Source organism: Achromobacter sp. CSND-B12, assembly GCF_052906545.1.
This window is the reverse complement of the sequence record NZ_JBREGJ010000001.1, coordinates 4,544,317-4,568,960: the sequence shown is the minus strand read 5'-3', so window position 1 is coordinate 4,568,960 and position 24,644 is coordinate 4,544,317. Positions and strand designations below refer to the sequence as shown.

Genomic DNA, 24,644 nt, shown 5'->3' with positions numbered 1-24,644 from the left:
GGAATCCGAGCCGTGGTCATCGCCCACCCCCGAACCGATCTCGCTCCGCAATCGCTTGCTGGATGCGCGCACGGTACTGCTCGGAAGTTTCGCCAGGTCGAGCGGGACCCACGCCGACCTCGCGGCCCTTTTGGTCCATCGCCACATGAGACGTCCACCAGGCCGGACCCGCCGCCGCCCTTGGCTCGAATCGCGAATTCGGCATGACCACCTCATCTTTCCAGCGTTCGCCGTTGAGCCAAGTCGCAGGGTGCGGAATAAACTCGGTGGCCGTGCGCGCAGCCTTCCAAAAGGCGAGGTGATTGGGCAGGACGTGCAGCGCCGCGCGCCGATCCGCTGCACGCAACTTCGCCCACGCCTTTTCTGCAGCCTTCTTTGCAGTCTTGCGGGGCCACTGCGCCCAAAATGTGGAAAAGTCGGGCCCGGCGTGGCCTTTTTTAGGCGCGCCATGCGCGAAATTTTCTTGCATGCTCAGAATTAGGTCTGTCATGAAACACCTATGCGTATGTGGGGTTACGGCCTTGCTTCGTTGGTGAGATGGGTGCGAATGGGCAGAGCTCCCCCTAGCCCGTTACGGATAACAGGAGCAATGCCCACCCTTGCATTGCCTCGCCGGAGCCGACGGTATGCATCAGGGCGTCCTGGCGGATGTACGCCCCAGGACTTGGCCAGACTGTCAGCACCCGTACCGGCACTCCTACCCGCGCTCTAGCCTTTCGCACCCACGCTGCCCCTTGGGTTCGGTTTGGGGCATTGCGCCCAGGGATAACCGCGTATTTAGCCTCTTCGTCCCTGAGCATCACATGCCTACGGCGGCTGACTCTGCTTCTTGATGTGCATGACTTCTCCGTGACGCCAGAAAGGCGCGAGCGAAGGATCTCGGCGCCCGGCGGCGTCGAACCTTGATGGATGGTTTCGCGGCAGTGCGACCAGATAGGCCCGCGACCGCCCGTCAACGGTTTCCAACACCGCAATTAGGTCGTGGTCGGGCGTGTCAATGCAGGCCTGGTCAAAGTTGAGAAGGCGCAGCAGTTCCTCGCGACTGATCGAACGATTTCCAAGTACGAAGTACTCGGACGGCCCGGGCGGACCGCGTCCTAGAGGCGGCGGTTGCGGCGCCTGCCTCGCTGCGACCTGCCGCGAGCGATGATTTGCAGGCAATCGGCCAAAAAGATCCCTAGTCATCGCCAAACCTCGGCAAGGTCCACATAGGACCGGCCCGAATGTACGGATCGAGCCAGCGCATACACGGCCACAGGCCTCCGACAGCGATCGCTTTTCCTCGCACCTACGATCACGATCCGGCCGGAAACGCATAGGCGATAGCAGACACACCGCAGCTCAGCAACCGAAAGAGCGGTGCAATCCGAGAGAGCGGCCATCGACAGCGGCCCGCTCGTCAATGCGTGGAGCACGACGCGAGCCGAAGGGCCTATTGGGCGCGGCATCCTCGTCTCCATCGTCGGCCTACTTCGCAGCTAGGGACCATCACGCCCCTCAATTGACCTCAGCGTCGCGCGTTCGTCTGCCGCTCGCTCCACATTGCGCACAAGGCGTAGCAAGGTCTGAATCTCTGCGTACGCATGCTCACGAATGTCCTCGGCCTCTCGTTGAGAGATGCGGCGGTCTGCGATCGCCTTGCCAAGAAGGCCGGCAACTAGCCCGCCCTGTTCGGCTAGCCGAATTCCTTTTTCTAGGATCGCAGTTAGCTCACACGGCCACCTGCCACCAGGCGGAGGCGCATCGATCTCGATTGCGATCAGGCCGAAGCGCGCGCACAGCGCCTTTAACCAGTCCAGCGCGCAGTCTTTCGTGTGCACGTCTCTCAGGAGATACTCTGTGATTAGCTCGGCGTCCTCTATGGGCATTCGCTCCGGAGGAGCGGTTCCGTCAAGGCGCTTGTATAGCGTCTTGACGGCGATTCTCCTGTCGCGATTTCCCATCGCCCATACGCAGAAGCCCTGCACGCCGTCTGCGGAGCGCCGTAGAGCGTTATAGAGTGCACCGCGCCAATGTGTACTACTGTGCCGCTTTGTCATACCGCTCCCACCATTTGCACGAGGGCACAGCTGCAGCGCAGCTTCACCCGAAAATCAAACGCTTTTCTCATAGCTGCACGCGGACATGGGCGATACGATGACGCTGCCTTACCCAACCGGGAGACGTGGGAATGAACCGATTGAAGACTGATGGGCCGCGGATCAACGACGAGTTGCAAGAGACGCACGCCGAGTTGTGGCTTCGTCATCAACTGCGATTGGCAAAGCGCATCGCGTATGACGTGGCAGGAGAACTTGCGGACGGGCCTCTCGTCGCAGCAGTCTTCGAGCAACTTTGCTTTCGGAGCGCCAGTGACGAGGCGCGATGCCGCGAACTGCAATAGGCTGACGGTCAGCACAACCAATCGATTCGCGCCGTCAAGCATCCGGCGCTCCGATCGGAAGTAAGGCTTGCCGTGGCAACACCCTCTGACATTCCGCCTCGAACATCTGCGCGCAATCTGATGGGGAGACCTTGCCCTGGGTGAGCCTTTCGATTTGGATCGAATACGCCAACGACACCCTGGTTCTGCCTTGGCACCAATGGGAAACCGTTCCTTGAGTCACGGGCGGATCTAATTTTTCGCCAAACGCTGACTGGGTCATCTTGGCGGCGCGCAAGTACTGGTCAAGTCGCATAAGAGGCTGTGGATGAGGAAGCAGAGCCGACAAATAATAGTTGTTCTATTTATCGTAGAAGCAGCGTGGCTATTTGTCAATCAATACAGGGGCTATTACGGTATGCTCATGCCCACCAACACCCGTAAGCGCCAGCTCTCCGTAGAAGAAGCGGACGAGTGCCGCCGCCTCAAGCAATCCTGGGAACACTTCAAGGCTCGCAGTCATGACCGAGGTACGCCGGTTACCCAGGAAGCTCTAGCTGATAAGCTGGGATGGACTCAGGGCAACTTGGGCCATTACCTCAATGGCCGCATGGCTCTTAACCTAGACGCCCTGCTCAAGATCTGTGCTGAGATCAACGCAGATCCCAGCGAGATAAGCCCACGCTTGGTCTCCCTGGTCAAAGCGATTTGGCCGTCCCTGGACTCAAGTCGGGGCGGTTCCAGCATAGAAGGGTGGCCGTTTGCCGTGCCGTTTGAAGCCTACCTGGCTCTCGACGCTGCGCAAAAGCGGCGTCTTGGCGAAAAGGTCGAAGATTTCATAGACGGAGCCCAGGCATCCGTCAAAAGCGACGCCGCCTAAGCTCCAGGAAGGCCCGCCTATCACCTTGGTCTGGTCCAACGGGCGAGCCCTAGTACCCCCATTCAGCCTCTCTGTCCCAAGGGTGGGATAGCGTCTTGAAATTTAATAGCCAGTCTATTGACCATTAAAAATAGTCTGTCTATTATTCCGTTGAATTCAATGGCCTACTCAACGGAGCCCAACGTGAACCCCTTCAACGCACCCGACTTACCCACGACCGTGGAGGAGCTGGCCGAGGCCATCCTCGCCCGGATCCGCACCCTCCTCCTGCATGTCCGCAAGCACTGCCTGAAGTGCCGGCTGAATGGCTGGCTTCCCAGCCTCTACACCCGGGAGGCTATCTCTGCGTTCCTGTCCGGCCTGGTCGAACTGGCGGCCGACACGCTGCCCCGGTACGCGCTGCACGCCATCGAGTGCGAAGCCCTCGGGGTAATGCACGAAACCCGGTTCCTTATGCGTGGCACGCGAGACGCGTACGTCAACGCGCTCACGCCCACCCGGGAGGCCTGAGCCATGGGAGCCAAGTTCAAAGCCTCAATGTGCCTGCTGCTCGCCGCCATGGGCGTCGTCACAGGTGTCGCAGCCCTCTTTTCATGGGCGCAGCTGACCACCACGAACGACCAGCGTCTCCTCGCTGCGGACGATGCGCGCCGCGAGCGCATGATCGCCCGCGCTTGCGCTCCGCGCGGCAAGCTCTGGCGCGAGCCCAGCACGGGCGAATACGCGTGCATCTACACGAACCCGGACGGCGAGGCGCTGGTCCGAGCACTGCCGGATGCGCCCTACCTCGACGCCTGGGAGCCGGCCCCCGGCGCTCAGCTCGTAGCCGCCCGCAGGTGATTCCCATGCGATCGCAACCCAGCCGGGATGACCTGTTGCTCGCCCTCCGCGAAACGCGCTGCGTCTACGACCTGGAGACAGCCATGTCCATCCCCGCCCTTGCGATCGCGCTGACCAACACGGCGGAGGCGTTGGCCCGCCGCAGAGCAGCCCCGATCAAGGAGCAGCTCAAGCGCTACGTCGGCAGGGCCGACTGGCGCTCAATCGCCGCCAACGACGACTAGACCAGGATCGCACCATGTCAACCAGTTATTCCGATCATATCCTGCAGGCGCTCGCCAAGCACGGACGCCTCAATACCCCCCAGTTGGCCGCAAAGATCAGCTGCGACACGAAGAAAGCCACGCAGCTGGTGAGCTTCATGCGCATGAACAAGAAGATCAAGACCGACGGCCAGATCGACGGCAAAGCCGCATATAGCCTTACCGATCTCGGTCGGTCACTCGTCCCGGCCAGTGCCCGGGCAGCACATCCGAGCACGCCAACCTCGCTCGATGACCTGGCCGACTCTCAAATGCGGCCGGCCAAACGAGAAGCCGCTGAGCCCGAGCCCCGCGCAAAGTTGCTTGATGCCATACCGCACACCAGCCAGACGCGCCAAGCCGAACAAGGCGCGCCGGCGTTCGGGCTCCTCAACACCGGCGAGTTTCTCATCATCGCTGACGGCCACACGATCAAGATTCCGGCCGAGTACGTGCCCGTGATGCGCGCCCAGCTCGGCCGCGTCACCGCTGGAGCATTCCAATGACCGCCCGCCACAACGAGCTGCGCGGCCAGGCCAAGCGCCAGATCTCCGCCGCCCGCGCCTTTCTCACCTCGCTGCAGACGCTCGCGCTGCGCTCCGGCACCGCCGCCCATGACCGCGACGAGCTCGCCCAGCAGTTGCAGCGCCTCGAGGCCGAAACCGAAGGCCTCGCCCGCATCGTCTACGCCGGCGCCACGCCGGCCAACCCGCAAGCGTAGGACACACCATGACCACCGAAACCATGATCGCCGTCCCCGCCGAGGCGCCGCAACCCGCAGACTGGGAAGTCAGCGAGGAAACCCCTCGCGAGTATCGCGAGGCCCTGTATCCCCGCGACGACGTCATCCCGTCCAAGACCAACCCCCGCAAGCGCTTTGACCAGGAAGCCCTGCAGGAGCTCGCTGGTAGCCTCCGCAAGCACGGCATCCTGCAGCCCATCCTGTGCCGCGAACACCCCACCGAGGCGGGCAAGCTCGAGCTGATCGCCGGGGAGCGCCGGTGGCGCGCCGCAGGCATTGCCAAGCTGACGCATGTCCCGGTCCGCATCATCGCGGTCGACGACCTCGAAATGCTCGAGCTGCAGGTCATCGAGAACCTGCAGCGCCAGGATCTGCACCCGATCGAGGAAGCGGAAAGCTACGAGGCGCTGCTCGCGGCGAACAAGGACAACGCCGACTATGGCGTCAATGAAATGGCGGTGCGCCTCAAGAAGTCACGCGCCTACATCTACGCTCGCTTGAAGCTGTGCGACCTGGAGCCGGAGGCGCGCACGGCGTTCTACGAGGACAAGTTGACCGCATCCGTCGCGCTGCTGGTGGCGCGGATCCCCGTGCGTGAGCTGCAGCTCAAGGCACTCCACGAGGTCACCACGGGCGAGACGGAGGAATACTACTCGGACGAGGATGGCCCCATGTCCGCACGCCGAGCGGCCGAGCATATCCAGGAAAACTACATGCTCGAGCTGAAACGCGCGGTGTTTCCCATCGCCCAGGCCGACCTGGTCGCCACCGCCGGCCCCTGCACCAGCTGCATCAAGCGGACGGGCGCGCAGCCCGAGCTGTACTCGGATGTGGAGAGTGCAGACGTCTGCACGGACCCGACCTGCTTCGACCAAAAGAAAAAGGCGCACATCGCCAGGCTGGCAGAGGCTGCTGAAAAGACCGGGCAGAAGGTCATTCGTGGCGAGACGGCCGAGAAGATCTTTCCTTACGAGCACTCGTCTCCGCGCGGCTACATCAAGCCCGACTCCACCCCTTGGCAGCACATCACCAAGGCCAAGACGTATGCGGAAATTCTTGGCGACGATATGCCGCCGGCGGTGATGATCGAGAATCCGCACAGCGGTGAACTGATCTCGATGATCCCCGAGAAGGAGGTTTTCAAGGCATTGGCCGACAAGGGCATCAAGACGAGCCAGGACGAGCACCGGGAGCGTGTCAAGAAGGAAGAAGCCAAGAGCAAGCTCGAGCGCGACTCGCGCCGCGCCACCCTCGAGAGCATTCACGCAGCTGTATCGGAACGCATCAGCGCAGGCGAGACGCTCAAGCACGAAGACCTGCTGATGATCGCGCAGGCTTCCATGGCGCGGCTGTGGAACGACCACCGGCCGACGGTATGCCGCCTGTGGGGCTGGGACCACAAGAACCACGATGAGGTCCGAGCAGGCGTGGACGGGCTTTCCGCTGGCCAGCTGGCCCTGCTGCTCATGGAAATCGCCATTGCGCCCGAACTGGCCGTCAATTCCTACTCCACCAACGAGCCGACCTATCTCGTCGCGACGGCCGAACGCTACGGCGTCGACCCCGACGCCGCCAAGAAGGCGCTCCGCGCCGAGGCCCGAGAGAAGGCCAAACCCAAGGCGCAGAAGGCGAGTAAGGGCGCCGCTAAGAAGCCGACCGCGAAGGGCAAGGTCGACGAGGTCGGCGCGGCTGACTCGACGCCGGCCGCCGCTCCCGCGCCCAAGAAGTCCGCAGCCCGCACGAAGAAGGCGACGCCGGCGCCGGCGGCAGCAGACAACGCGGCGCACCAGGTCGACGGACAGGCGGACACCAGCGCCGCCACCGAGAACAAGGCAGCAGCCAAGCCGGCGAAGAAGCCAGCCAAGCGCGCGAGCAAGTCCGCCACGGCACCGCTACCGCCTGACGACACCGCCGCCGAGCCGCCGAGCGCTGCCTACGCTGACAGCGATTGGCCCTACCCGAACCCGCTGCCCGCTGGCAACTGAGGAGCCGACGATGCAAACCACTATTCAGGAGCGACCCGGCCTGGCCGGCCCCATGCAGCGGCTCAACGCGCTCGCCGCCGAGGCGCTTGCACAATACCACGCGGAAATCCACGCCGGCGGCGAGCCGGTGTATCCGGCCTGGGTCGACGACGTCGCCGCAGTCGCGGAGGAGCTCGCCCGCGCCCAAGCCGCCATGCACGCACCGCAGGAGCATTGACATGACCACCAGCAACAACACCACTCAAGCGGCCGACAAAGAGATCCACGAAGAATTTGAACGTCGCTATGCCATGGATGCGGATGACCCTGCGAGCGCGATCGAGCTGGGGCACTTCGCCAACGGCTGGCGCGCGGCAGTCACCAAGCTGCGCGCGCCTATAACCGACCTTCGGCCACACCTCGAATGGGCACTGCGACGCATACGCACCAGCCTGGATACGGGGGACAAATACGAAGCAGCACAGGCAGCGCTCGATGCAGCCGTGGCCGCGCCCGTGGCAAGCGCCCCTGTAGCCGGGAAGCCGTTCATGTACGGAATCATGGGGCCGGACGGCAAGGCGCACTTCGAAGAGTTTTGCGTGTCCGGCGACCGCAGCGAACTGCAAACCGAGGTGGTCGACCACTTGAACCGCGACAATCCCGAGGGCGGCACCTACTCAGTGGTAGCGCTGTTCCGGGATGCCGCGCCCCAGGCCAGCCCGCGCGATTTCGCCAAGTTGCAAAGCGCTTACACGGCCGCTTGCGATCGGATCGGGGAACTGTTGGCGAGTTCCTCCGCAGCCGGGCGGGCGCAGCACCCCGCCATCGCTCCGGCCGAGGATGGTGGACGCGACACAGTGGCCCTGCAACGCCTGTGCGACATACTGAGCAAGATCGTGCATAACATGGTCGTCGCCGAGCAGGCGGCCTGGATCGAATGGCAGCACGGCGAGGGCGCCGAGGCGGCAATGCACTGGATTGGCAACGGCCTCGCTGGACCGGGACACATTCCGAACGAGGCCGAACCCTATGGCAAGGATGCACAGGCCTGGTACGACGCCAACAAGGCCGACCCATTCCCCACCTGCTATTGCGGCCGTCCGTCCAACATCCTGCACATGGGCAAGGGCTATTGCTCGACAGAACACCACGACGCCGCCACGGCCTATGAGGGGATCAAAGGGGCCAGTCATGAATAACCCTGCCAGCATCGCCCAGCTCGGGCTAACCGACGACGAAATCGAAGCGCTCGCCCTCAAGCACATTGCCCCGGGATACGAAAGGCTACGCGCCGTCGTGCCCGCGTCCGCACCATACCAGAACAGCGAGCAGTTCCGCCGCGTCAAAGCGTTGCTGGCCGATGCGCTGCACCGGCCACGCGCCCCATTGGCCGATGAGCGGATAGCATTTGAAACTTGGGCTTTGGCGGAAGGCTTTCAGCCGGAGGAATTGCGGATCTGCGAAAAGGACGGCGACTACATCAGCGTTTTCACCAATGAGTCGTGGATTGCTTGGAAAGCCCGCGCCACCCTGGCAAGCGCCCCTGTAGCCGATGAGCGGGCGGCGGAGACGTTCGCCGAGCGCTTCGCGCTGGCCCTTAAGCCTGTCGCCTATACGACCAAGCGCGGCGCCGTCTATCGCGGAAAATCAACGCAGGTCGGCAGCGAAAACCTCTGCACCATCAGCCAGGCCGTCTACGAGTTTCGCGCCGCCCTGGCAAGCCTGCCCGCACCCGATGAGCGGCAGGCCGTGGCGTATCTCGACCTGGGCACTGGCGGCTATATGGACATGGGCACCGACCTGACCGACGAACAACTGGCTGCGCTGCCTAAAGGGCGGCACATGCTCGCCATCATCGGCTCTCACGGCGTGAACGGGTATAGCCCTTGCGCCCTGGAAAGCGCCCCTGTAGCCGATGAGCGGGCTGCCCAGGAGTACGGCAGTCCGGCGGATGTGGCCCAACGCATTGAACAGTATCTCGCCCAGGATGGGCGGATGAACTCGGGCACGCAACTTCTGTACGAAGCTATGAAGGCGCTGCGGGCCTCGCAAGGGAATCGAAATGACAGATAAAGCAGAATTTGAAAGGCTGCTGGACGTGTACGGGTTCCGTTGCGAACGCTTCGGACAAGACCTATCCACCCACGCCCGCGCTCAAGTGGTGGCGGCTTTCGCCGCCCTGGCAAGCGCCCCTGTAGCCGATGTGCCGTTGACTCATCGTTGCGCCAACTGCGGTGCGGTGTTCCAGGGTGCCGGGTGCCCGTCGTGCCGGCTCGCCGCACCCGTGGCAAGCGCCCCTGTAGCCGAGCCGGGCACGATGGAGGAAATCCACCGCCAGGAACGCGAGCGTTCACCGTGGGTGCTGCCGAAAGATCCGACGCTGCCTGATAGCGCCCCTGTAGCCGGGGAGGCGAAGAACTACCCAGGCGAAAACGTGGCCGAGCGGCTGGACAACATGGCCGACGACCAGCCGCCGGGGTCACAGGCGCAAAGTGATCTGTACGCGGCGGCCACGATCTGGCGCAAGCATATTGCTCATCGTGCCGCGCCCCAGGCCAGCGAGGCGGTGCGCACCCAGGTGCTGGCAGCGCTGGAGTCTGCGCAGCGATTCATCCGCAACGGCATCGAGTTTGGCTACATCCGCATGCCGGACGCTGACACGCCCGACCCTGCACACCGCACGCCAGGCCTGATCGACGCAGCTATCCGCTCACTCAAGAGCCAGGCGGACAAGGACGGCGGCCAGCAGCGCGCCGCCGAGGCAAGCGCCCCTGTAGCCGGGGAGGCGCTAAATGACCTGCAGGCGCTGCAATGGGCCGAGAAGTACGGCATTCAGTGGGCGCTCCATACCCCTGACGCCATTCGGGAGGTGATCGCTGATGCCCAGCGCCTTGCCGCGCCCCAGGCCAGCGCCGAGGACGTGCGCAATGCGGCGCTGGAGCAAGCGGCGAAGCTGATGGACCAGACGCTCCGCAGCAACGGGGCCGCCCTTATCCGTGGCCTCAAACGCTCCCAGGCGGACAAGGACGGCGGCCAGCAGCGCGCCGGGGATGTGGACGAACGCACGGCGTGGGCAGCAGATATGGTTGCGGCGGGCGCGAAGCACCTCGGTGAAGAGTGCTGGGAATGGGAGTCCGACGATTTTCTGTTCCACCTGTGGCAAGTCGCGACGGGACGCAAGCAGAACGCCGCCCTTTCTGCCACCCTGGCCGAACAAGGAGAGCGGGATGCCTGACCATATCCCCTACCCCACATCTTGCAAGGATGCCCAGGGCCGCGTATGGCACGCCTACTCGGTCAAGTTCTACAGCCCGGACGGCGCCTACGAGTGCCACATTTCAGCCATCAGCGACGACCACGCCCGGCTGCAACTCGAAGCGCTCAAGGAAACCGGGCGCATCACGGGACAGACACTGGAGGCCCACGATGCGTGAACGCCCTATCCTTTTCAAAGGCCCGATGGTGCGCGCGATCCTGGCCGGCAACAAGACGCAGACGCGGCGTATCGTCAAAGATCCGAACGGGCTGTATGCCCAGCTGGGGCAGAAGACCGTGCACCCGGCCGTCAGCGAGATTGTGTCTTGCGGGGACGGGATGTTCCGTCAGACTGCCCCCGAACACATCAAGCAGATGTACATCAGCACGTTCCCGTGCCATAGCCTGCGCACGCCCTATGGCCAGCCCGGCGACCGCCTTTGGGTGCGCGAAACGGTCCGTCCCATCTACCCTCAAGATCCAGCCTATAACGGCGGCCAGCCGATCGAGTATGACTACGCCGCCACATATCGCCACGGCAGCCGACTGGGCGACACGCTTGGCGTCAGGAGGAAATGGACGCCCAGCATCCATATGCCGCGCCGAGCCTGCCGCCTGGTGCTGGAGGTGGCCGGCGTACGCGTGGAGCGCCTGAACGCCATCAGCGAGGCGGATGCCATGGCCGAGGGCATCGTGCGCCAGCCTGATGACGGGTTCGGCCTGGCCGACTCCACGCACTACCATGCCACGGATCCCCGCGTCAGCTTCCTCGGCCTGTGGGAGGCGATCAACGGCGACGGCAGTGTCGCTGCCAATCCCTGGGTATGGGTGATTGAGTTCCGCGTCCTGGCCAGCGCGAACAATGAGACCGGAGGCGGCAATGGTCACGCTGCATGAGGCCCAGCTACGAGAATTGCTCGAAGAGGCGGCGCGACGTGGCGCGCATATCGCGTTTGAGGATCTGACGCTGTACCACCTCAAAGACGCATGCGCACGCCTGGGCATCAGCTACAACACGCTGCAGAAGCGCATCCTCGAGGGCAAGATCAACGTCGTCGATGGACGCATCACCGGCGCCGAGATCCGGCGCTATCTAAAACTCAATTAGTTAAGCAGGGCGGCGATGGTCGACGCGTGCGGGTTGTAGTAGACCATCGCCATTTTGGGATCCTTCCAACCAAACATCTTGCACAGATCCAGGATGTGCAATTTCTTGGCCAACATGGTCGCCGCGGTGTGGCGCGTATCGTGGAAGGTGAAGCCCTCGAGGCCCGCTCGAGCCCGGTACTTTCGGAACAGGGCATCAAGCGTAGCCGTGGTCAGTCCGAGCACCCGCTCGTCATCCCATCCCTTGGCCCTCTCAAGAAGCTCGAGCGCGCGCCGAGACAACGGCACATTGCGCGATCCCCCATTCTTGGTTAGCGGCAGGTGCGCGTGCGCCTCGTACACTCTCGACCAGGTCAAGTTGCAGATCTCGCCGGCACGCATTCCGGTGCGCAGCGCAGTCAACGTGGCAAGCGCCACGGCCTGGCTGACCGTCTCGATGCGCTGAGCCCGAGGACGATGCCCCATCTTGCGGAAGATTCGCCGTAGCTCCCACCAGAGAATCACGCGCTCACGGTGCTTGCCTTCGCGCGGTTTGCGAATGTCCTTGCATGGATTGTGCTTGGCCCATCCCCATTCCAGGCGCGCCGCCTCAAAAACTGACGACAGGACCGTAAGCTCTCGCAAGACGGAGGAGTCCTTAAGCTTCGCGCCACGAACATCCCGGAAATCGGCGACGTGCTGCGGCGTCACGTGGGCGATGGGCAGATCTAGGGGCAGCCCATAGCTGGGCTTCTCAAACGCAGCAAGGCGGATGACTTCCCAGTGCTCGCCCCGTTTGCTGGGGGAAACCTCCTCAGCATAGCGTCGCAGGGCCTCGCGGAGCGTATGAAGCTCGCCCGGATGCTTGGACTTGCCTTCCTTGATCTCGAGCTCACGGCGCGCGCCCCATTCGACGGCCTCGCGCCGCGTTGGGAATACCTGGCTGTCTCTGACGCCAAGAGTTTTGACCTGGGCCCGATAGCCTTTCGCTGTCTTCTGGATGCTTGCCATTTGTGGGGCATTGCCTGGGGCTTATATGGGGCCGTCGACTGCGAAAATTTGATTTTCAGCAGTCAACGGGTATCAGCCCATTCCCGCAACCCGTTGAAATTGAACGTTATTGATTATATGAGTTCAACGGATTTCAAATCATTGGTGCCGACGGCGAGACTCGAACTCGCACAGCTTTCGCCACTACCCCCTCAAGATAGCGTGTCTACCAATTTCACCACGTCGGCTAACTTCATCCAGAAAAGCCGTGGCTTCCTGGAAAGTCGAACATTCTATCACGTAATTGACGATTCGCGTGCATCCGCCCGCCGTGTCGCTCCAGACCCAGCCGCCCGGCGAGCCACGCCCGGGCAACAAGCCCTTACAAGCGCGACAGGCCATGGCATCAATCTGTCATGTCGCCGGGCAATACTGGCATCCTCATGCGCACACCCGGGATGTTCCCGGGGAATTTCCTCCGGATATTCATATAAAAGGGAATTCGTTGGCGCGCATGCCTGGCCGGCTTACGATGCCAGCCATACACAACAGGGCCTCAGGCCCGTAGAAAAGGCTCCACCATGCAACGTCTGATATCCCCCATCCTGGCCCGTCGCCCCACGCTGCTCGCCGGCCCGCGCAGCTCGCGCCGTTACGACGCCGTCGTGTCCCTGCGGGCCTACCGCGAAGCGCGCCAGTTGCGCGAATCCGCCGAACGCATCCTCGCGGTGTCGGCGCGCCACATGCTGCCGGGCGCCTGAACACGCCTTTCCCGCAAAGGGCGCCATTGCGGCGCCGCCATGAAAAAAGGCCGGCTATAGCCGGCCTTTCTCATTGGGGCGGGACGCTTACTTGGCAGGCGTCTCGGCCGGCTTGTCGCCCGCGGCGGCCGGCGCCGACGGCACCGAAGCGTCCGGCTTGGAAGCCGGGGCCGGGGCAGGAGCCGAGCCGGCGCCAGGCACCGACGAACCGGCGCCAGGGACGGACGAAGCGCCCGGCACCGACGAGGCACCTGCGCCCGGCTGGGCCGGCGCGGCGCCCGGCACCTGCGGCACCGAACGGTCGGCCGGGAAGTTCTGCATCACGCCGGAATCAACGGCCGGGCCGCTCGTGCCCTTGTGGCTGACGTAGGCCAGGCCGGCGGTGGACGCGAAGAAGACCACCGCGGCCCACTTGGTGGCGCGCGACAGGAAGTTGGCCGCGCCAGTGGCGCCGAACAGGCTGCCCGACGAGCCGCTGCCGAAAGCGGACCCCATGTCGGCGCCTTTGCCCTGCTGCAGCAGGACCAGCACGATGATAGCCAGCGCCGAGATCACTTGGACGGCCAGCAGAAGTTTGAGCATCAAGGGCATTACAGACTCCGGAACGGAAACTTAGATGGCGGCGATTCGCAAAAATTCTTCGGCCACGAGCGACGCGCCGCCGACCAGGGCTCCGTCGATATCAGTCATGGCGAACAAACTGGCGGCATTGGCAGCCTTGACGCTGCCGCCGTACAAAACCTGCACCTGGGCCGCGCCCAGCGCGGCCAGAGCGGCGCGGATGGCGCCGTGGACTTCCTGGGCCTGCTCGGGGCTGGCGGTGCGGCCGGTGCCGATGGCCCACACGGGTTCGTAGGCCAGCACCATGCGCGAGACGGCCTCGGCGCCCAGCGCCAGCACCGGCTTGAGCTGGCGTTCGATCACGGCCAGCATGTTGCCGGCTTCGCGATCGGCCAGCGACTCGCCCACGCACACCACCGGGGTCAGGCCGGCAGCCAGCGCGGCGCGAGCCTTGTCGGCGACCATCTGGTCGGTTTCACCGTGCAGCACGCGGCGCTCGGAGTGGCCGGCCAGCGCATAGCGGCAGCCGAATTCCTTGAGCATGGCGCCCGCGACTTCGCCCGTGTAGGCGCCCTTGTCGTGGGCGCTGACGTCCTGCGCGCCCCAGGACACGGCGCTGCCGGTCAGGGCCGAGGCGGCCTGCGCCAGGTACGGAAACGGCACGCAGACGCCGATTTCGCAGTGGCTGGCGGCATCCGCGGCGCGCAGTTCGGTCAGCAACGCGGCATTCTCGGCCAGGTTGCCGTGCATCTTCCAGTTGCCCAGCACGAGGCGGGCGCGGTGTTCGACTGAAGTCATGGCGCAAATGTCAGAGTGGGTGAACCCGGGGGAAAAACACCCGCCCACGGGCTGGCCTGGAAATAATTCCAGGCGAAACCCGTGATTGTATCCTGTTGCGCGGCGCCGCGCCGAACGCCGCGCGTTTCTTACACGGTCAGGATGATTTTGCCGATGTTCTCGCCGCTTTCCATCATGGCGTGGGCCTGGGCGGCCTGGGCCAGCGGGAAGGTGGCGTGCACGATCGGCTTGATGGCGCCCTGCTCCAGCAGCGGCCAGGCGCGCTCGCGCAGCGCCCGGGCGATGGCGCCCTTGAAGTCCACCGGGCGCGGACGCAGGGTCGAGCCGGTGATGGTCAGGCGGCGGCGCATGACCTGGCTGGTATCGACATTGGCCTGCGCGCCGCCCAGCTGGGCGATGATGACGATGCGGCCGTCGTCGGCCAGGCATTGCATGTCGCGGGCGATGTAGTCGCCGGCCACCATGTCCAGGATCACGTCGACGCCGCGGCCGCCGGTGGCGTCCTTCACTTCCTTGACGAAGTCCTGCGTCTTGTAATTGATGCCGCGCGCGGCGCCCAGGGCCTCGACCGCGCGAGCGCGGTCATCGCTGCCGACGGTGGCGTAGACCGGGTTGCCCATGGCGCGGGCCAGCTGGATGGCCGTGGTGCCGATGCCGCTGGCGCCGCCGTGCACCAGCAGGATCTCGCCGTCGGCCAGGCGGCCGCGGTCGAACACGTTGCTCCAGACGGTGAAATAGGTTTCCGGCAGGCCGGCCGCTTCGATATCGGACAGGCCCTTGGGAATCGGCAGGCACTGGGCCGCGGGCGCGACGCAGTATTCGGCATAGCCGCCGCCAGCGACCAGGGCGCACACCTTGTCGCCCAGCGCGAAGCCGCTGCCGGCCAGGTCGCCGCCGACGATTTCACCGGCCACTTCCAGGCCCGGCAGGTCGGACGCCCCGGGCGGCGGCGCGTAGTTGCCCTTGCGCTGGAACACGTCGGGACGGTTGACGCCCGCGGCGCTGACCTTGATCAGCACTTCACCCTTGCCGGCTTCGGGCGTGGGACGTTCGGCGGGAACCAGGACCTCGGGGCCGCCCGGGCGTGAGATTTCTACACAGTGCATCGCGTGCCTCCTTCGCGGCAAATGGATTATTATTGCGCCCTTTACGGCAAGTCGCGTTTTCGTCAGGTAGAGTGTTTGCCTGGCGGCCGGATTGCCGCCCCCGCAGTACAGTGCGGCACCAGGAAGCGTGGCAGAGTGGTCGATTGCACCGGTCTTGAAAACCGGCAACGGGCAACCGTTCGTGAGTTCGAATCTCACCGCTTCCGCCAGGAATCCGTCCGTCTCTCCCCCCTTTTTTTGCGACATTGCCCTGCCCATCGGCCGGCGGCAGGATCGACCGCGCTCGGCCCTGGCGAGCGCCGCCGCCCTTCTTCGGCCGCGCATTGCTTGGCACGCTTACCATTAACAGCTGAGCAAGCCCTGAACGGAAGCAATTTCGTCTACTATCTGGCGCATTCCGGGTAGCTGCCGTGGCGAACCCGGCAAAAGAATCGGCGACACAGCCAGGCGCAACCCAATGCCCAAACTCAAAGACGCAGTCAAGGCCGGCCTGTTCCGGCTATCTCCCGCCCTGGCGGCGCGCTGCGGGGTGAAATTCCCCTTGCGCGTGCCCAACCGACAGTTCCTGGAGCGGGACATCTTCGGCTATCTCAACAGCCAGGTAGACAATCCCGCAGCGCCGGGACGCTGCCTGTTCCTGGGAATGGGCGAATACACCTGGCACTACCCACGCTTGCTGAAGCTGGATTTCCACTCGCTCGACATGGATCCGGAACAGGCGCGCTATGGCGCGCCCGGCCGCCATCTGACAGGCAGCGCAACCGAGATGGCCGCGTTCTACGAGCCGGGCTTCTTCGACGTGGTGGTGGCCAACGGCCTGATCGGCTACGGCCTGAATGAACAATCCGGCTACGAACGCATGCTGGCGCAGTGCCACGCGGTGCTCAAGCCCGGCGGCCTGCTGGTGCTGGGCTACAACGATACGCCGGAACGGGCGCCGTTCCCGGTGCATATCGACGCGCTGGGCCTGTTCGAACCGTTCGTGCCTCCGATCGCCGGCGTGACCGCGGCGCGCCACCCGATCCGCGACAAATTCCACCACGTGTTCGTGTTCGCCCGGCGGCGCGAGTCCGCCGCGATCGCGGCGTAGCGGCGGACCGCGTCGCGCCTTGTGGCACGGCGCCCGTCATTTGTTGATCACGGCGCCATCACCGCGATGCTCGCGGCCACGCGCCGCGGGGGGTGCTGCATCGGGCGTTGGCGCGGCGGCCTCCGGCCGCTGGCGCTGGATCTGCTCCAGTTGCGCCGCCGCCTCGTCGCCCTTCAATTCGGCCACCCGGCCGCGCACGATCGCATCCATGTACTGGCGCGTGAACGTTTCGCCCACGCGCCAGGCATCGCCGTCGCGCAAGAAATCGAAATCGCCTTCGAGCACCTGCCAGTCGGCGCGACCGATGGCCGACAGCAGCCGGTCGCGATATTCGGCCTGCAGGCGGCACGACCATTTGCCGCCTCCCAGCTCCTTGCAGTCGCCCAGCGGCTGGACGTTGCGCACCGTACGCGTATCGGTTTCCGGCGGCAGGCCCACGCGCTGGCGTTGGCGCTCGTACGCCGCCTTGCGCGCTTCGCCCCGGGTGGTCTGGTCGAATGCCGCCACGCCCTGCTCGAACGCGGCTGCCAGCCGGACGGCGCCGGCCGGCTGGCCCACGTCGCGCGGCTTGCCGCTGGCATCGAGCTGGCCGTAGCGGACCCGCACCACGCGCGGGTCCGCGCCGGCGATCATCATTTCGCCCTTGGCATTGGGTCCGATGGTGTAGGCCAGGCTGGAGGTGGCCTCGCCCACCTTCAACGTGGCGGTGCAACCGCGCGAACGTTCCGGCTTGATGTAGCCGACCTCCTTCACGTCCGCAAATGTCGCCAGGTACAGGTCCGCGGGTGCCGCGCCCCCGGCCAGCGGGTTCCTGGACATCTGCTGGATGCGCGAGGTGAACATGCTGGCGCGCAGGGTCTTCTGCACATCGGCGTCATCGCATTGCGGCGGCGATGCCGGCGCAAACAGGTACCAGCCCGCCGCGGCCACCGCGATCACGCCGCCGCCCAGCCATGCCCAGCGCGGGCCGGGAAAAGCGCGCTTGAGCGCGACCTGGCGCACCTGCCGTTCGTATTCTTCAAGCTTGCGCTGCATCAGCGCGTCCATCTCGGCCAGCGCCTGGCGACGGGTGGCGTTGCCGGCGAAGGCGGCTTCGGTCACGGACAGCTCTCCGATGGCCGCCAGGTCCTCGTCGGAAACGATGTGCTCGTCCACCAGCCAGAACAACGCCTCGCCAAGCGACGTCCACGGTTCGGCGCCCCTCTCGCCCAGGCGCTGGCGCGCGGCGGCGTGGTGGTCCGGGCGAATGACGCCGTCGGCAAGCAGGCGGTCGAGAAGCGGGGTCGATGCAGGGACCATGGATGTACGGCGGGCTGCCAAGACGAGGATGGCACATGATACCGTCGCCGCATTCACGCGCCCGGCCGGCGCGGCCTCATACCGCGCCGGCCTCAGGCGGCGCAGGTCTCAAAGATGCACTGCCGGACCGGGGCCGCGTCCGGGCGCGTGGATGCGCACCCGCAATGCGATCAGCAGCGCCGCCAGCAGCATCAGGATGCCGGCCGCCACGAACACGCCGACAATGCCGTTGGCGCTGAACATCGCGCCACCGGCCGCCGCGCCCGCCGCGATCGACGACTGCACCGACGCCACCACCATGCCGCCCGCGCTTTCGGCCTGGTCGGGCACCGCGCTGGCCACCCAGTTCGACCACGCCACCGGCACCCCGCCGAACGCCATTCCCCATAGCGCCACCAGCAGCGCCTGTCCCGTCACGGACGCCGGCAGCAAGGCCAGCGCCAGGGCCGCCGTCCCCACCAGCGCAGGCATCAGCACCAGCGTGGCGCGGGCGCTGCGGCCCAGCAACCAGCCCGCCAGCAGGGTGCCGGCGAAATTCGCCACGCCAAAACCCAGCAGCATCAAGGCCAGTCCGTCGGCGCCGACGCCTGTCGTGGTTTCAAGGAACGGCCGGATGTAGGTGAACAGCGCGAAGTGGCCGGTGTGCACCAGCACGCATCCCAACATGCCCACGGCGATGCCGGGACGTAGCAATACCTCCAGCACCGTGCGCAACCGCGCGGTCCGGCCCGGCGCCAGCCGGGGCAGCGTGAGCCACTGGAACGCCAGCGTCGCCACGCCGACCACGGCCGCGGCGACGAAGGCGCTGCGCCAGCCATACCTGCCGCCCAGATAGCTGCCGAGCGGCACCGCCACCACGGTCCCCACGGCAATGCCACTGAAGATGATCGACAACGCGCGCGGCAGCAAGGCGGGCGGCACCAGGCGCATGGCCACCGCCGCCGCCATGCTCCAGAAACCGCCCAGGGCAACGCCGAGCAAAATACGCATCGCCAGCAGCACCGCCAGGCTGGAAGACATTGCCACCAACAGATTGGAGGCCACCATCAGGGTGCTGAAGGCCAGCAGCACCACGCGCCGGTCGAGCGCGCGCGTCAGACCCGGCACCAGCAGTCCGGCAAACAACGCCACCACCGCCGTCACCGTCACCGCCTGCCCGGCCAGCGCCTCGGAAACGCCCAGGTCGAGCGCCATCGGCGTCAGCAGGCTGGCCGGCAGGTACTCCGCGGTCAGCAAGCCGAACACCCCCATCGCCAGCGAAAACACCGCCATCCAGGCGGGCGGCGCATCCGCCGCGCGCGACATGCGGCCATCGCAGACCGCTTCACAGACACCATGACTCATCGCAGAACATCCTCAGGAAAACATCACAGCGGCCAGTCTAGGGATGGCGCCCAGGATGATCTATGATGAAGAATCTTCAATTTTTGATCCAAACACCTGAATGAATGCCACGGATGCCTTTGCGCTTTCGTCCGACCTGATCAGCGAACTGCTGACCGGCATGCGCCTGCGCGGCGTGCAATACCGCCGCATCCAGGTCGGCGCGCCGGTCGGCCTGGGTTTCCGCGCCCGCCCCGGCCACGCCTACTTCCACTACCTGGCGGTTGGCAACGCGGTGCTGCGCAGCGCCGACGGCGCGCTGCATCCGCTGTCCGCGGGCAACGCCGTGCTCATTCCCCAAGGCGATGCCCATCACTTGCTATCCGACCCGCGCGCCCCGGTGCGCGATATCGACGAGGTGGCCGCGGCGCCGCTGGGCGAGCAGGTCAGCGGCGTGGACACCTGCCCCAGCACGCATGACACGCCCAGCGCCGTGCTTTTCTATGGCTGCATGGCGTTCGACCTGGGCGGCATGCGGGGCCTCGGCCCCTTGATGCCTGGTCTGATGCTGGTGGACGCCGCCAGCGAACGCTACCCGGGCGCGCTGGCGCTGCTGGACGCCATGAAGCGCGAAATCTGCGCCGGACGCATCGGCTTTGCCGGCATCCTGGCGCGCCTGGCGGAAGTGGTGGCCGCCATGATCGTGCGCGGCTGGATCGAAAGCGGTTGCGATGATGCCGCCGGCCTGGTGGCCGCCCTGCGCGACCCGCGGCTGGCGCGCGCCATCCTGGCCCTGCATCGCCAGCCCGGCCGCGATTGGACCGTGGAAGAACTGGCGGCGCAATGCAATGTCTCGCGATCGGTCTTCGCGCAACGCTTCCAGGCCACCATCGGCACGCCGCCGCTGCGCTACGCCACCGAATTGCGCATGCGCCTGGCCAGCCAATGGCTATCCCACGAGCGCTTGCCGATCGACACCGTGGCCGAGCGCCTCGGCTATACCTCCCAAGCCGCCTTCAGCCGCGCCTATAAACGCGTCACCGGTCAATCACCGGGCGCCAGGCGCCGCGGCCCAACCGTAGCCCTGCAGCAGGCCCAGCAGGGATAGGCGTGCCACCGCCACGGCCTCATCGCGCAAGGCATCGGCGCGCCAGCCCATCTCGATGGCGTAGCCCGGCATGGCGACCGGGCACGGCAGCAGCCGCAGCCCCGCGACCGCCGCCAGGCCGCGCGCCGCGTGGGTCGGCAGGGTCGCCAGCGCGTCGCCGCCACGCAGCAGGAACGCCAGCGCCGCAAAGTGCGTGGTCGCGGCCAGCACCCGCCGCGTCAATCCCTGCGCGTGCAACACCTCGTCAACCACGCCGATGAATCCGCCCGACGACACCAGCACGTGCGCACGCCCGGTGAAATCCTCCACGGACAGCGCTTCCTGGCCCGGCGCCAGACTGGCCGGATCAACCAGGCAGGCATAGTCGCCCTGCCCCACGGTCACGCGCTGCAATGCGGGCGCGGTCAGTCCACCGGACGCGATCACCAGGTCGACGTCGCGCGCCATCAGCATGTCGGCGGCCAGGCGGCTGTGGGTCTGGCGAAAGATCAGACGTAGTCCCGGCGCAGCCTCGGCCAGCGCCGCGATGGCCTCGCGCCCCAGCGCGATTTCGAAGTCGTCCGACAGCCCCAGCGTGACCGAACGCCCGGCAAACCCGGCCGGCCCCGGCCGGGCCAGCGACAGGCTTTGCCGGCACTTGTCCAGCGCCTCGCCGATGATCGGCCGCAGCTCGCGGGCCCGCAGGCTGGGCGAAAGGCCGCGCCCGGTGCGCACGAACAGCGGATCCGCATACAGCGTGCGCAGCCGCGCCAGCGAAGCGCTGACGGCCGATTGCGTCACGCCCAGCCGCAGCGCCGCGCGGCCCGCGCCGCCTTCGTCGTAGATCGCCTCGAACACCTTGAGCAGGTTCAAGTCGGTGGACTCGATATCGATCTGGCTCATATCATTTATCGTCAAATGGGATTGATCGATTTTAGGCTGGCGCCGACACTGGCAGCTCCCGACACCCCGTCAGCCCCAGCCAAGGAACCCGCATGACCACCCAGACCGTTGCCGCGCTGCAGATCGGCGCCTCGCCCGAGGGCAAGGAAGCCACCCTGGAACGGATCCTGGCCTTCGAGGCCGAGATCACCGCCTCGGGCGCCGCGCTGGTGGTCATGCCCGAGGCCCTGCTCGGCGGCTATCCCAAGGGCGAGATCTTCGGCACGCGCCTCGGCTACCGCCTGCCCGAAGGGCGCGAAGCCTACGCCCGCTACTACCAGAACGCCATCGATGTGCCCGGTCCCGAGACCGACGCGCTGGCCGCGCTGTCACAGCGCACCGGCGCCAGTCTGGTGATCGGCGTCATCGAACGCGCCGGCAGCACGTTGTACTGCACAGCGCTGTACTTCGATCCGGCCACCGGCCTGACCGCCAAGCACCGCAAGCTGATGCCCACCGGCACCGAACGTCTCATCTGGGGCCAGGGCGACGGCTCGACCCTGCCCGTGCTGGAGACGGCCGCGGGCCGCGTCGGCGGCGCCATCTGCTGGGAAAACCACATGCCGCTGCTGCGCACCGCCATGTACGCCAAAGGCGTGCAGATCTGGTGCGCGCCCACCGTCGACGAACGCGACATCTGGCAATGCTCGATGCGCCACATCGCCCACGAAGGCCGCTGCTTCGTCATCAGCGCCTGCCAGGTGCAACCGTCGCCCGCCGAACTGGGCCTGGACGTGCCCGGCTGGGATCCGCAACGCCCGCTCATCAATGGCGGCTCGCTCATCGTCGGCCCGCTGGGCGACGTCCTGGCCGGCCCGCTGCACGGCCAGACCGGCCTGCTGACCGCAACCATCGACATCGAGGACCTGGTGCGCGCGCGCTACGACTTCGACGTGGTCGGCCATTACGCGCGTCCCGACGTTTTCACCCTGGACGTGGATGAACGCGTGCGCCAGAGCGTGCGTTTCACCGCCTGACTTCACCCGGCCGGCGTCCGTCAGGGCGGGAAGCCCCCGGCTCCAGTGGTATAGTCACGGCCGCTGGATACCCATGCCGCGCCCGCGCGGCTCACCCGGTATCCCGTTGCCGCCCCGTCCGCGGGGTCGGCGATGCCCGAGTGGTGAAATTGGTAGACACAAGGGACTTGAATCCATTTGAGCCCTCCGGAGGAAACTCCAGAGGTGTAGCCCGTCAAACTCGGCGAATGCCCTGGACCCGGTCCGAGCCAACGCCGAGCCAAGCCCGCTTCGAAAGAACCGGGAAGGTGTAGAGAGCAGACGGCGGGCACCTAAGGCCGCAAGGCTATGGTGAAGGCGTGCTCCAGACCACGAACGGCGCTTGACGCGCCGGCGGCGAAAGTCGAAGTGGTACGAAAATCCCTCGGCCGCAAGGCCGTACCGGTTCGATTCCGGTCTCGGGCACCACCCCTATGCCAGGCGCCGCCGCGCCTGCCTTGCCCGCGCGCCCGGACCGCCCGATCTTGACCGCTACACCCGCCGCCCCGCCCTTCATCGTCCTGGACGCCTGTGTCCTCATGTCCGGCATCCTGCGCCGCCTGCTGCTGCGCCTGGCCGACGCCGGCGTGTTCCAGCCGGTCTGGACCGAGCGCATCGGCGAGGAATGGCGCCGCAACGCCTGCCGCATCTGGGACATCCCGCCCGAGGTGATGGCCGAGTTCTGGGCCGAGATGAACGCCCGCTTCCCGCAGGCCATCGAGCACGACACCCAGGTCTACGAGGCGGCGCTGCGCTACAGCGACCCCAAGGACTTCCACGTCATCGCCGCCGGCCTGGCGCGCCGCGCCCGCTGCGGCCTGCCGCAGACGCCGGTGGTGCAGGTGCTGACCTGGAACCTGAAGGATTTCAACCGCTCGGAACTGCGGCGCCAGGGCCTGGACGTGTACAACCCCGACCGCATGCTGGCGCAATGGTGGCAGGACGGCGCCGGGCGCATGCGCGACGCCATCGCGCAGATCCCGGCCGACTACGTGGCGCTGGGGCGCGAGCCCGAGCCGCTGGCCGCGACCTTGCACCGCGAGCGGCTGTACCGGCTGAAGAACCAGGTGGGCCGGGATCCGGAGCTGGGCTGCCCCTGACTCAATGGTCGTGGTTGCTGGCCGCGAAACCGGCCGCGTTCAGGATGTCGATCACTTCCTGGATGTGCTCCGGCCCGCGCGTCTGCAGCACGAAATCCACTTCCACATTGCGCACCGGCAATGAGGTGAACGCGCGCTGGTGATGCACCTCGGTGATGTTGGCCTGGGCATCGGCGATCAGCTTGGTGGCGTGGGCCAGCGCGCCCGGCAGGTCGCGCAGATCGACGCGGATGCGGGCGAGGCGGCCGGCGCGCACCATGCCGCGCTCGATCAGCTCGCCCAGCATCAAGGGGTCGATGTTGCCGCCGGTCAGCACCAGGCCGATGCGCTTGCCCTTGAAGCGCTCGCTGCCCGCCTCCTGCGCGCGCAGCAGCGCCGCCAGGCCGGCCGCGCCGGCGCCTTCAACCACGGTCTTCTCGATTTCCAGCAGCACCACGATGGCGTGCTCGATGTCGGCCTCGCTGACCAGTTCGATGTCGTCGACCAGCCGGCTGACGATGGGCTGCGTCAGCCCGCCCGGCGATTTCACCGCGATGCCTTCGGCGATGGTGTACTGCCCCTGCGGCATCGACACGCCCTTGACGGCGGCATACATGGCGGGAAAGCGCTCGGTCTGCACCCCGATGATCTCGATGCCGGGCTTGAGCGCCTTGGCTGCCGTGGCGATGCCCGAGATCAGGCCGCCGCCGCCGATGGCGATCACCAACATGTCCAGCTGCGGCTGGTCTTCCAGCATTTCCAGCGCCACCGTGCCCTGCCCCGCGATCACCGCCTCGTCGTCGTAGGGGTGGATCATGATCAGCCCGCGCTGTTTGGCCAGCTCGTAGCCATGCGCCTTGGCGTCGTCGAAGGTATCGCCGGCCAGCACCACTTCGGCGCCGAAGCGGCGCGTGTTGGCGACCTTCACGGTCGGCGTGAAGCGCGGCATCACGATCACGGCCGGCACGCCCATGCGCTGCGCATGGTAGGCCACGCCCTGGGCATGGTTGCCGGCCGACACCGCGATCACGCCCGCGCGGCGCTCGTCTTCCGACAACGTCAGCATGCGGTTGAGCGCGCCGCGCTCCTTGAAGCTGGCGGTGAACTGCAGGTTCTCGAATTTCAGCCAGATCTCGGCGCCGAAGATGTCGGACAGCGTGCGCGACAGGGTGAACGGGGTCTTGAGCACCTGGCCGCGCAGGTTCTCGCGGGCGGTCTGGATGGAAGCGATGTCGATCACGG

The 24,644-nt window shown here is 66.0% G+C and carries 31 protein-coding genes and 2 tRNA genes; 21 read left to right on the top strand and 12 right to left on the bottom strand.

Going from position 1 to position 24,644, the window contains the following annotated elements; all coding sequences use genetic code 11:
- Positions 1-16 precede the first annotated feature (16 nt).
- Both ACUTAG_RS21635 and ACUTAG_RS21630 read right to left on the bottom strand, forming a co-directional pair.
- Positions 17-490 carry a hypothetical protein gene (locus tag ACUTAG_RS21635; RefSeq protein WP_446650328.1) on the bottom strand — a complete coding sequence of 158 codons (474 nt, stop codon included), beginning with the start codon at positions 488-490 and terminating at the stop codon, positions 17-19.
- 988 nt (positions 491-1,478) lie between these two features.
- Positions 1,479-1,868 (bottom strand): hypothetical protein, encoded by a 390-nt coding sequence (locus tag ACUTAG_RS21630; protein WP_446650327.1) that lies wholly within the window; start codon positions 1,866-1,868, stop codon positions 1,479-1,481.
- Positions 1,869-2,170: 302 nt separating this feature from the next.
- Here ACUTAG_RS21630 and ACUTAG_RS21625 point away from each other — a divergent pair, with 302 nt between their 5' ends.
- Complete coding sequence (locus tag ACUTAG_RS21625; protein WP_446650326.1) at positions 2,171-2,383, top strand: hypothetical protein; 213 nt, start codon at positions 2,171-2,173, stop codon at positions 2,381-2,383.
- Between the two features lie 34 nt (positions 2,384-2,417).
- On the opposite strand, the gene ACUTAG_RS21620 is transcribed toward ACUTAG_RS21625, so the two are convergent.
- Complete coding sequence (locus tag ACUTAG_RS21620) at positions 2,418-2,678, bottom strand: helix-turn-helix domain-containing protein (protein ID WP_446650325.1); 261 nt, start codon at positions 2,676-2,678, stop codon at positions 2,418-2,420.
- 108 nt (positions 2,679-2,786) lie between these two features.
- Between ACUTAG_RS21620 and ACUTAG_RS21615 the strand changes: the two genes are divergently transcribed.
- From ACUTAG_RS21615 to ACUTAG_RS21550, 14 genes are all read left to right on the top strand, one after another.
- Positions 2,787-3,242, top strand: coding sequence for a helix-turn-helix domain-containing protein (locus tag ACUTAG_RS21615; protein WP_446650324.1), 456 nt, complete (start codon positions 2,787-2,789; stop codon positions 3,240-3,242).
- Between the two features lie 183 nt (positions 3,243-3,425).
- A complete protein-coding gene (locus tag ACUTAG_RS21610; protein ID WP_446650323.1) occupies positions 3,426-3,752 on the top strand; it encodes a hypothetical protein in 327 nt (108 codons plus the stop codon).
- A 3-nt stretch (positions 3,753-3,755) separates the two neighbouring features.
- On the top strand, positions 3,756-4,082 hold the full coding sequence (locus ACUTAG_RS21605; RefSeq protein ID WP_026382275.1) for a hypothetical protein: 327 nt from the start codon (positions 3,756-3,758) through the stop codon (positions 4,080-4,082).
- Between the two features lie 5 nt (positions 4,083-4,087).
- A complete protein-coding gene (locus ACUTAG_RS21600) occupies positions 4,088-4,306 on the top strand; it encodes a hypothetical protein (RefSeq protein ID WP_026382276.1) in 219 nt (72 codons plus the stop codon).
- Positions 4,307-4,320: 14 nt separating this feature from the next.
- The gene (locus ACUTAG_RS21595; protein ID WP_446650322.1) at positions 4,321-4,830 is read left to right on the top strand and encodes a hypothetical protein; all 510 of its coding nucleotides are present in this window, start codon (positions 4,321-4,323) and stop codon (positions 4,828-4,830) included.
- Entirely contained in the window at positions 4,827-5,045 is a 219-nt protein-coding gene (locus ACUTAG_RS21590; RefSeq protein WP_446650321.1) for a hypothetical protein, read from the top strand. The genes ACUTAG_RS21595 and ACUTAG_RS21590 overlap by 4 nt, the downstream gene beginning before the upstream one ends.
- An 8-nt stretch (positions 5,046-5,053) precedes the next feature.
- On the top strand, positions 5,054-7,051 hold the full coding sequence (locus ACUTAG_RS21585) for a ParB/RepB/Spo0J family partition protein (protein ID WP_446650320.1): 1,998 nt from the start codon (positions 5,054-5,056) through the stop codon (positions 7,049-7,051).
- Positions 7,052-7,061: 10 nt separating this feature from the next.
- On the top strand, positions 7,062-7,268 hold the full coding sequence (locus tag ACUTAG_RS21580; RefSeq protein ID WP_446650319.1) for a hypothetical protein: 207 nt from the start codon (positions 7,062-7,064) through the stop codon (positions 7,266-7,268).
- 1 nt (position 7,269) lies between these two features.
- Positions 7,270-8,229 carry a hypothetical protein gene (locus tag ACUTAG_RS21575; protein WP_446650318.1) on the top strand — a complete coding sequence of 320 codons (960 nt, stop codon included), beginning with the start codon at positions 7,270-7,272 and terminating at the stop codon, positions 8,227-8,229.
- Positions 8,222-9,103, top strand: a complete 882-nt coding sequence (locus ACUTAG_RS21570) for a hypothetical protein (protein ID WP_446650317.1) — start codon at positions 8,222-8,224, stop codon at positions 9,101-9,103. Before ACUTAG_RS21575 ends, ACUTAG_RS21570 begins: the two co-directional genes overlap by 8 nt.
- Positions 9,093-10,265 carry a hypothetical protein gene (locus ACUTAG_RS21565; RefSeq protein WP_446650316.1) on the top strand — a complete coding sequence of 391 codons (1,173 nt, stop codon included), beginning with the start codon at positions 9,093-9,095 and terminating at the stop codon, positions 10,263-10,265. The genes ACUTAG_RS21570 and ACUTAG_RS21565 overlap by 11 nt, the downstream gene beginning before the upstream one ends.
- Positions 10,258-10,464: a hypothetical protein gene (locus ACUTAG_RS21560; protein ID WP_446650315.1), complete on the top strand. Its 207-nt coding sequence runs from the start codon at positions 10,258-10,260 to the stop codon at positions 10,462-10,464. Before ACUTAG_RS21565 ends, ACUTAG_RS21560 begins: the two co-directional genes overlap by 8 nt.
- Positions 10,457-11,182, top strand: a complete 726-nt coding sequence (locus ACUTAG_RS21555; RefSeq protein WP_446650314.1) for a hypothetical protein — start codon at positions 10,457-10,459, stop codon at positions 11,180-11,182. The genes ACUTAG_RS21560 and ACUTAG_RS21555 overlap by 8 nt, the downstream gene beginning before the upstream one ends.
- Positions 11,166-11,393: a hypothetical protein gene (locus ACUTAG_RS21550; protein ID WP_035199289.1), complete on the top strand. Its 228-nt coding sequence runs from the start codon at positions 11,166-11,168 to the stop codon at positions 11,391-11,393. Before ACUTAG_RS21555 ends, ACUTAG_RS21550 begins: the two co-directional genes overlap by 17 nt.
- Here ACUTAG_RS21550 and ACUTAG_RS21545 read toward each other — a convergent pair.
- Together ACUTAG_RS21545 and ACUTAG_RS21540 are read right to left on the bottom strand one after the other, a co-directional pair.
- Positions 11,390-12,382 carry a tyrosine-type recombinase/integrase gene (locus ACUTAG_RS21545; protein WP_446650313.1) on the bottom strand — a complete coding sequence of 331 codons (993 nt, stop codon included), beginning with the start codon at positions 12,380-12,382 and terminating at the stop codon, positions 11,390-11,392. The two genes, ACUTAG_RS21550 and ACUTAG_RS21545, sit on opposite strands and share 4 nt — an antisense overlap.
- Positions 12,383-12,524: 142 nt before the next feature.
- A tRNA-Leu gene (locus ACUTAG_RS21540) sits at positions 12,525-12,609 on the bottom strand.
- 333 nt (positions 12,610-12,942) lie between these two features.
- On the opposite strand from ACUTAG_RS21540, the gene ACUTAG_RS21535 reads away from it, so the two are divergent.
- Entirely contained in the window at positions 12,943-13,122 is a 180-nt protein-coding gene (locus ACUTAG_RS21535; RefSeq protein WP_006389135.1) for a hypothetical protein, read from the top strand.
- Between the two features lie 87 nt (positions 13,123-13,209).
- Here ACUTAG_RS21535 and secG read toward each other — a convergent pair whose 3' ends face one another.
- The 3 genes from secG to ACUTAG_RS21520 all read right to left on the bottom strand — a co-directional run bounded on the left by secG (position 13,210) and on the right by ACUTAG_RS21520 (position 15,587).
- On the bottom strand, positions 13,210-13,713 hold the full coding sequence (gene secG / locus ACUTAG_RS21530) for a preprotein translocase subunit SecG (RefSeq protein ID WP_054445344.1): 504 nt from the start codon (positions 13,711-13,713) through the stop codon (positions 13,210-13,212).
- A gap of 21 nt (positions 13,714-13,734) precedes the next feature.
- On the bottom strand, positions 13,735-14,481 hold the full coding sequence (gene tpiA, locus ACUTAG_RS21525) for a triose-phosphate isomerase (RefSeq protein ID WP_054445343.1): 747 nt from the start codon (positions 14,479-14,481) through the stop codon (positions 13,735-13,737).
- A gap of 128 nt (positions 14,482-14,609) precedes the next feature.
- The gene (locus ACUTAG_RS21520; protein ID WP_006389132.1) at positions 14,610-15,587 is read right to left on the bottom strand and encodes an NAD(P)H-quinone oxidoreductase; all 978 of its coding nucleotides are present in this window, start codon (positions 15,585-15,587) and stop codon (positions 14,610-14,612) included.
- 121 nt (positions 15,588-15,708) lie between these two features.
- Here ACUTAG_RS21520 and ACUTAG_RS21515 point away from each other — a divergent pair.
- Both ACUTAG_RS21515 and ACUTAG_RS21510 read left to right on the top strand, forming a co-directional pair.
- Positions 15,709-15,796 (top strand) — tRNA-Ser (locus ACUTAG_RS21515).
- A gap of 248 nt (positions 15,797-16,044) precedes the next feature.
- Positions 16,045-16,677 carry a class I SAM-dependent methyltransferase gene (locus ACUTAG_RS21510; RefSeq protein ID WP_054484577.1) on the top strand — a complete coding sequence of 211 codons (633 nt, stop codon included), beginning with the start codon at positions 16,045-16,047 and terminating at the stop codon, positions 16,675-16,677.
- 36 nt (positions 16,678-16,713) lie between these two features.
- Here ACUTAG_RS21510 and ACUTAG_RS21505 read toward each other — a convergent pair whose 3' ends face one another.
- Together ACUTAG_RS21505 and ACUTAG_RS21500 are read right to left on the bottom strand one after the other, a co-directional pair.
- Positions 16,714-17,976, bottom strand: coding sequence for a hypothetical protein (locus ACUTAG_RS21505; protein WP_054484576.1), 1,263 nt, complete (start codon positions 17,974-17,976; stop codon positions 16,714-16,716).
- A 108-nt stretch (positions 17,977-18,084) separates the two neighbouring features.
- Positions 18,085-19,320, bottom strand: coding sequence for an MFS transporter (locus tag ACUTAG_RS21500; protein WP_054445340.1), 1,236 nt, complete (start codon positions 19,318-19,320; stop codon positions 18,085-18,087).
- A gap of 100 nt (positions 19,321-19,420) precedes the next feature.
- Here ACUTAG_RS21500 and ACUTAG_RS21495 point away from each other — a divergent pair, with 100 nt between their 5' ends.
- Positions 19,421-20,407 (top strand): AraC family transcriptional regulator, encoded by a 987-nt coding sequence (locus ACUTAG_RS21495; RefSeq protein WP_045952815.1) that lies wholly within the window; start codon positions 19,421-19,423, stop codon positions 20,405-20,407.
- On the opposite strand, the gene ACUTAG_RS21490 is transcribed toward ACUTAG_RS21495, so the two are convergent.
- A complete protein-coding gene (locus ACUTAG_RS21490; RefSeq protein WP_026382290.1) occupies positions 20,348-21,289 on the bottom strand; it encodes a LysR substrate-binding domain-containing protein in 942 nt (313 codons plus the stop codon). The two genes, ACUTAG_RS21495 and ACUTAG_RS21490, sit on opposite strands and share 60 nt — an antisense overlap.
- Before the next feature lie 92 nt (positions 21,290-21,381).
- On the opposite strand from ACUTAG_RS21490, the gene ACUTAG_RS21485 reads away from it, so the two are divergent.
- Both ACUTAG_RS21485 and ACUTAG_RS21480 read left to right on the top strand, forming a co-directional pair.
- Positions 21,382-22,305 carry a carbon-nitrogen hydrolase family protein gene (locus ACUTAG_RS21485; RefSeq protein WP_054484575.1) on the top strand — a complete coding sequence of 308 codons (924 nt, stop codon included), beginning with the start codon at positions 21,382-21,384 and terminating at the stop codon, positions 22,303-22,305.
- Positions 22,306-22,862: 557 nt separating this feature from the next.
- A complete protein-coding gene (locus ACUTAG_RS21480) occupies positions 22,863-23,423 on the top strand; it encodes a PIN domain-containing protein (RefSeq protein WP_054484574.1) in 561 nt (186 codons plus the stop codon).
- Between the two features lies 1 nt (position 23,424).
- Here the strand turns inward: ACUTAG_RS21480 and ACUTAG_RS21475 are convergent, their stop codons facing one another.
- Entirely contained in the window at positions 23,425-24,642 is a 1,218-nt protein-coding gene (locus ACUTAG_RS21475) for a threonine ammonia-lyase (RefSeq protein ID WP_006389123.1), read from the bottom strand.
- Positions 24,643-24,644: the final 2 nt, after the last annotated feature.

Excerpts from the sequence above, each read along its gene's own strand:
- ACUTAG_RS21620 (WP_446650325.1), bottom strand. The coding sequence starts at position 2,678 with ATGCGACTTGACCAGTACTTGCGCGCCGCCAAGATGACCCAGTCAGCG.
- ACUTAG_RS21630 (WP_446650327.1), bottom strand. The coding sequence starts at position 1,868 with ATGCCCATAGAGGACGCCGAGCTAATCACAGAGTATCTCCTGAGAGAC.
- ACUTAG_RS21635 (WP_446650328.1), bottom strand. The coding sequence starts at position 490 with ATGACAGACCTAATTCTGAGCATGCAAGAAAATTTCGCGCATGGCGCG.
- ACUTAG_RS21585 (WP_446650320.1), top strand. The coding sequence starts at position 5,054 with ATGACCACCGAAACCATGATCGCCGTCCCCGCCGAGGCGCCGCAACCC.
- ACUTAG_RS21545 (WP_446650313.1), bottom strand. The coding sequence starts at position 12,382 with ATGGCAAGCATCCAGAAGACAGCGAAAGGCTATCGGGCCCAGGTCAAA.
- ACUTAG_RS21600 (WP_026382276.1), top strand. The coding sequence starts at position 4,088 with ATGCGATCGCAACCCAGCCGGGATGACCTGTTGCTCGCCCTCCGCGAA.
- ACUTAG_RS21590 (WP_446650321.1), top strand. The coding sequence starts at position 4,827 with ATGACCGCCCGCCACAACGAGCTGCGCGGCCAGGCCAAGCGCCAGATC.
- ACUTAG_RS21560 (WP_446650315.1), top strand. The coding sequence starts at position 10,258 with ATGCCTGACCATATCCCCTACCCCACATCTTGCAAGGATGCCCAGGGC.
- ACUTAG_RS21615 (WP_446650324.1), top strand. The coding sequence starts at position 2,787 with ATGCCCACCAACACCCGTAAGCGCCAGCTCTCCGTAGAAGAAGCGGAC.
- ACUTAG_RS21580 (WP_446650319.1), top strand. The coding sequence starts at position 7,062 with ATGCAAACCACTATTCAGGAGCGACCCGGCCTGGCCGGCCCCATGCAG.
- ACUTAG_RS21570 (WP_446650317.1), top strand. The coding sequence starts at position 8,222 with ATGAATAACCCTGCCAGCATCGCCCAGCTCGGGCTAACCGACGACGAA.
- ACUTAG_RS21535 (WP_006389135.1), top strand. The coding sequence starts at position 12,943 with ATGCAACGTCTGATATCCCCCATCCTGGCCCGTCGCCCCACGCTGCTC.
- ACUTAG_RS21510 (WP_054484577.1), top strand. The coding sequence starts at position 16,045 with ATGCCCAAACTCAAAGACGCAGTCAAGGCCGGCCTGTTCCGGCTATCT.
- ACUTAG_RS21565 (WP_446650316.1), top strand. The coding sequence starts at position 9,093 with ATGACAGATAAAGCAGAATTTGAAAGGCTGCTGGACGTGTACGGGTTC.
- ACUTAG_RS21520 (WP_006389132.1), bottom strand. The coding sequence starts at position 15,587 with ATGCACTGTGTAGAAATCTCACGCCCGGGCGGCCCCGAGGTCCTGGTT.
- ACUTAG_RS21625 (WP_446650326.1), top strand. The coding sequence starts at position 2,171 with ATGAACCGATTGAAGACTGATGGGCCGCGGATCAACGACGAGTTGCAA.
- ACUTAG_RS21505 (WP_054484576.1), bottom strand. The coding sequence starts at position 17,976 with ATGGTCCCTGCATCGACCCCGCTTCTCGACCGCCTGCTTGCCGACGGC.
- ACUTAG_RS21495 (WP_045952815.1), top strand. The coding sequence starts at position 19,421 with ATGAATGCCACGGATGCCTTTGCGCTTTCGTCCGACCTGATCAGCGAA.
- ACUTAG_RS21595 (WP_446650322.1), top strand. The coding sequence starts at position 4,321 with ATGTCAACCAGTTATTCCGATCATATCCTGCAGGCGCTCGCCAAGCAC.
- ACUTAG_RS21490 (WP_026382290.1), bottom strand. The coding sequence starts at position 21,289 with ATGAGCCAGATCGATATCGAGTCCACCGACTTGAACCTGCTCAAGGTG.
- tpiA (WP_054445343.1), bottom strand. The coding sequence starts at position 14,481 with ATGACTTCAGTCGAACACCGCGCCCGCCTCGTGCTGGGCAACTGGAAG.
- secG (WP_054445344.1), bottom strand. The coding sequence starts at position 13,713 with ATGCCCTTGATGCTCAAACTTCTGCTGGCCGTCCAAGTGATCTCGGCG.
- ACUTAG_RS21575 (WP_446650318.1), top strand. The coding sequence starts at position 7,270 with ATGACCACCAGCAACAACACCACTCAAGCGGCCGACAAAGAGATCCAC.
- ACUTAG_RS21480 (WP_054484574.1), top strand. The coding sequence starts at position 22,863 with ATGTCCGGCATCCTGCGCCGCCTGCTGCTGCGCCTGGCCGACGCCGGC.
- ACUTAG_RS21500 (WP_054445340.1), bottom strand. The coding sequence starts at position 19,320 with ATGAGTCATGGTGTCTGTGAAGCGGTCTGCGATGGCCGCATGTCGCGC.
- ACUTAG_RS21485 (WP_054484575.1), top strand. The coding sequence starts at position 21,382 with ATGACCACCCAGACCGTTGCCGCGCTGCAGATCGGCGCCTCGCCCGAG.
- ACUTAG_RS21605 (WP_026382275.1), top strand. The coding sequence starts at position 3,756 with ATGGGAGCCAAGTTCAAAGCCTCAATGTGCCTGCTGCTCGCCGCCATG.
- ACUTAG_RS21555 (WP_446650314.1), top strand. The coding sequence starts at position 10,457 with ATGCGTGAACGCCCTATCCTTTTCAAAGGCCCGATGGTGCGCGCGATC.
- ACUTAG_RS21550 (WP_035199289.1), top strand. The coding sequence starts at position 11,166 with ATGGTCACGCTGCATGAGGCCCAGCTACGAGAATTGCTCGAAGAGGCG.